Genomic DNA, 3,490 nt, shown 5'->3' on the forward strand with positions numbered 1-3,490 from the left:
TACAGGACCAACTGGAGCTACAGGACCAACTGGAATTACAGGACCAACTGGGGATACAGGACCAACTGGAGCTACAGGAGCAACTGGAATTACAGGAGCAACTGGAATTACAGGACCAACTGGTGTATTTATAGAGGGGTTTTCAGGGGTTATTACAGGAATAACTGCGCCTGTAAGTACGCAATTGCAAAATTGGAATGTAACCGACCCTTACTTTTTAGGTGTAGGTTTTGACCCTAATTCAGGTAATTTTACTGTCCCCTCGACGGGAAGATATGTATTTGAAGCAACAATTAATTATTCCACTACTGCAGCGGTAAATATTCCAACAGGATCAAATGTAGATCCAGCATTTGTAATTCGTAGAACTGCACCGAATCCTATAGATTTATTAAGTGGCTTAATACCAATTTTAGATGTTGATGTTGCATTAGTATTAGAAATAAGGGTTATATTAGGATCTGGAACTGTAACAGTTACAGGTGAAGTGGATCTAACATTAGGGGATATTATAGGCTTGTTTTATGAAGCTAATGGTTTAACTATTAACCTTAGTTTAGGTGGAAGTACTAATACTGGGGTTTTCTGGTCATGTCATCGAATACTTTAAGAAGTTCTGATGCAAAGTTATTCAAACTTTGGAAAAAGAAAACGAGAAGCATAACAAATGGGATATTTTAAAGGAAAACAATTCAAGAGAGACATTATCTTGGTAGTCCGTCGGCTATTATTGTCGTTCTTTTTTAAGTTATCGTCATGTTTCTGAAATTTTGAAAGACCGTGGCATATCCGTTCACCCTACAATAATTATACGTTGGGTTCATGAGTATAGAAATTTAGTTTATCAAATCGAGAAAAGGAAAAATAAAAAACAAAACAGCGCATCCCGCTTGGAATTTTACATTAAGGTGAAAGAGGGGGAGCGCTATCTTTATCGTGTAATTGATGGACATACTTTGGATATTCAACTTTATAGAACACGTGATCATCAAGCCATTTATATGTTTATGGAACGACTCAGGATATATATAAACAGAGACGAAGTCTTGAATTTAATCTCTATTTTATAGCTCTCTCTATTCTTTTTAAAATGTACAACAAAACCTGTAATAGTCTAGGATTCAATTCTACTAGAAATCTTTTATTCTTTTTATATCTCCCCTATTTTTTAGTAAACCACAGATGAAAGAACGTAGGGAAATTGAACAACAGCTTAGTAAGATCAAGGATTGAAACAGCCGCGTTGGTATGGATGAAAGAGTTCTACAGATGGCTGTAAAAAACATCACGAAAAGTTTAAGGGGAAAAACAGGATGGAAATCTGGTGGGCAAATCGGGCACAAAGGCTATAGACTTGCACCTGTAGATGCTCCGCATCATATTGTGACACACCCTATTTCCCTGTGCTCAAAATGTCAATCTTCTTTAGAACGGGAACAGATTGTCAGTCGAAAAAAATGACAAGTTTTCGACTTACCTGCTACAAACATAGAGATTACTCAATATGAATCCGAAGGAAAAGTGTGTTCGAATTGCTTGTCGTTCGAAGAAGGACAGTTTTTACCCCATGTCACCAAATCTGTACAATACGGTCCTCGTATACAAGCTTTAGTTGTTTATCTCACCAATTATCAGATGCTATCGTATGCCCGTACAGCTGCCTATATTCGTGATCAATTTGGTCATACCATTAGTGAAGGAACACTTGTACATATGAATCGTGTATTCGGGGAGCGTCTGGACATATTTGAAGAAAAAGCCAAATTACATTTGTTGCAGTCTCGCATTGTTCATTTTGACGAGACCGGGATTCGTGTAAATCGAGAACGCCAGTGGCTCCATACAATGAGCACAAAAGACATAAACCTTCAAGTTGTACATACAAAACGTGGAAAAGAAGCGATGAACGAGATTGGTGTGCTACCCCATTTTTCAGGAATCGCTGTTCATGATGGCTGGTCCTCTTATTTTGGATATAAACAGTCCAAAAATATTTTATGTAATGCTCATCTTTTGCGGGATTTACAAGGTATTTTTGAGCAAACTGATGAAAAATGGGCAGAAAATATGAAAAAATTATTATGTGATGCCAAACAACTCAAAGAACAACAAGAGGGAGAGCTTACATTGTGGGACCGATTTGTAAGAAACAAAGATGCCATTTTAGGTTTTCTCACACATGCTGATATTCCGTTTGATAATAATGAAGCGGAGCGAGATATTCGAATGGCAAAAGTAAAACAAAAAGTATCAGGTACGTTCCGTACCGAAGAAGGAGCGCAAATATTTTGTTTAACTAACGAGAAGCTTCATCCAAACCGCACAAAAACAAGGAAAATCTGTATTCCACACAATAGAACAATTGATTCGTGAAGGAACGGTGGACCTTGCTTTGATCAATTAATAGGAGGGGAAATGTATAACAGTCATTTCTTCTCTTTATCTTGCCTTTTTTAATATGCTAAGCAGTTACCTTTTTTATATTTATTTTAGTTTTGCCACATCTTATATATACCTATTTCTTTTTTTAAATAATCATTTTTCCGTTTAATGTCCTTAAAACTCGAGTATGTGATATGAATCTTGGAGGAAATTTCGACGTCAGGATCAATGGATCTGGCTTTCGATGTTGCAGCTTCTTCACATTCAAAGGGAAATGCAATTGTCCTATCTTTAATAAATAAATAAACAAATAAATAAATAAAAAAATAACCCTGTCGTATATGTGATTCTCTATTTTAAATAGACGTAACTCCATTTGATAGCCCAATCATATCCCAAATGTAATATTTATCTCCCATTTTAAGCAACCAATAATCTATTTCATATATTTGATAGTCTATAAAAATAATATGATTTTTTTGTATTTCAAACATTCTATTTGAATGATATACATGAGGAAATAAAATGGGGGTTGTATTTTTTGCTCAATAAACTGTTGTTCAATTTTTAGTCTCGTATCATACTTACGTTAATTTGTTTTTTTATTCCCAAAAAGCTTTGAAAAAGTATGAACCCCCAAAAAGTGCACATCCTATAACTAAAACAAAATGGGAGAACATACAATGAAAAAAGCTATAGCTCGTCAAAATCACAGTAATCCTCAAAAAGCAGCATTCATAATTGAAAAAATGTATACAACTCAAGGGTATTCCCCAGAAGAAATCGCGAAATTGACGGGGCTGACAATAACAGAAGTGTTAATTCAATTAAAGTTAGTGTAGTTATATTTGCGATACTAAGCACCTTCCACATTTACGCTTCTAATTGCTACGAAAGTAATACAAAACTATAACACCACAGACATCTTTAATACACCCCCATCTCATCAGTTTCTTCTGCAGATATTTCATCACATATACCTGATAGAAGCGACTTGCTTATTGGATTTGTTGAGGGTATGGTGGAACGGTCTTCTTCTAGCCAATTATAAAATATACCACCATCAGTGCATACAGTTGTCTTACGTTTTTCAAGAATATGCCTCTCT

The 3,490-nt window shown here is 35.4% G+C and carries 3 protein-coding genes and 2 pseudogenes; 4 read left to right on the forward strand and 1 reads right to left on the reverse strand.

Annotated elements, in window-relative coordinates:
• The 4 genes and pseudogenes from ATL10_RS31650 to ATL10_RS31515 all read left to right on the forward strand — a co-directional run.
• The coding region (locus tag ATL10_RS31650; RefSeq protein WP_142670042.1) for a collagen-like triple helix repeat-containing protein at positions 1 to 610 on the forward strand (610 nt) is incomplete at its 5' end.
• Between the two features lie 57 nt (positions 611 to 667).
• Positions 668 to 1,019: pseudogene (locus ATL10_RS30380) on the forward strand (DDE-type integrase/transposase/recombinase); the annotation flags it as partial.
• Between the two features lie 517 nt (positions 1,020 to 1,536).
• Positions 1,537 to 2,373 carry an IS66 family transposase gene (locus ATL10_RS30385; protein ID WP_220037390.1) on the forward strand — a complete coding sequence of 279 codons (837 nt, stop codon included), beginning with the start codon at positions 1,537 to 1,539 and terminating at the stop codon, positions 2,371 to 2,373.
• Positions 2,374 to 3,065: 692 nt separating this feature from the next.
• Positions 3,066 to 3,224, forward strand: a complete 159-nt coding sequence (locus tag ATL10_RS31515) for a hypothetical protein (RefSeq protein WP_181419371.1) — start codon at positions 3,066 to 3,068, stop codon at positions 3,222 to 3,224.
• 85 nt (positions 3,225 to 3,309) lie between these two features.
• Here the strand turns inward: ATL10_RS31515 and ATL10_RS31520 are convergent.
• A pseudogene (locus tag ATL10_RS31520) lies at positions 3,310 to 3,490 on the reverse strand (cytosolic protein); the annotation flags it as partial.

The sequence above is a fragment of the Bacillus sp. 196mf genome (assembly GCF_003217275.1).
Classification (GTDB): domain Bacteria; phylum Bacillota; class Bacilli; order Bacillales; family Bacillaceae_G; genus Bacillus_A; species Bacillus_A thuringiensis_S.

What these genes read in the sequence shown, in the direction of transcription:
- ATL10_RS31515 (WP_181419371.1), top strand. Translation starts at nt 3,066, where the DNA reads ATGAAAAAAGCTATAGCTCGTCAAAATCACAGTAATCCTCAAAAAGCA.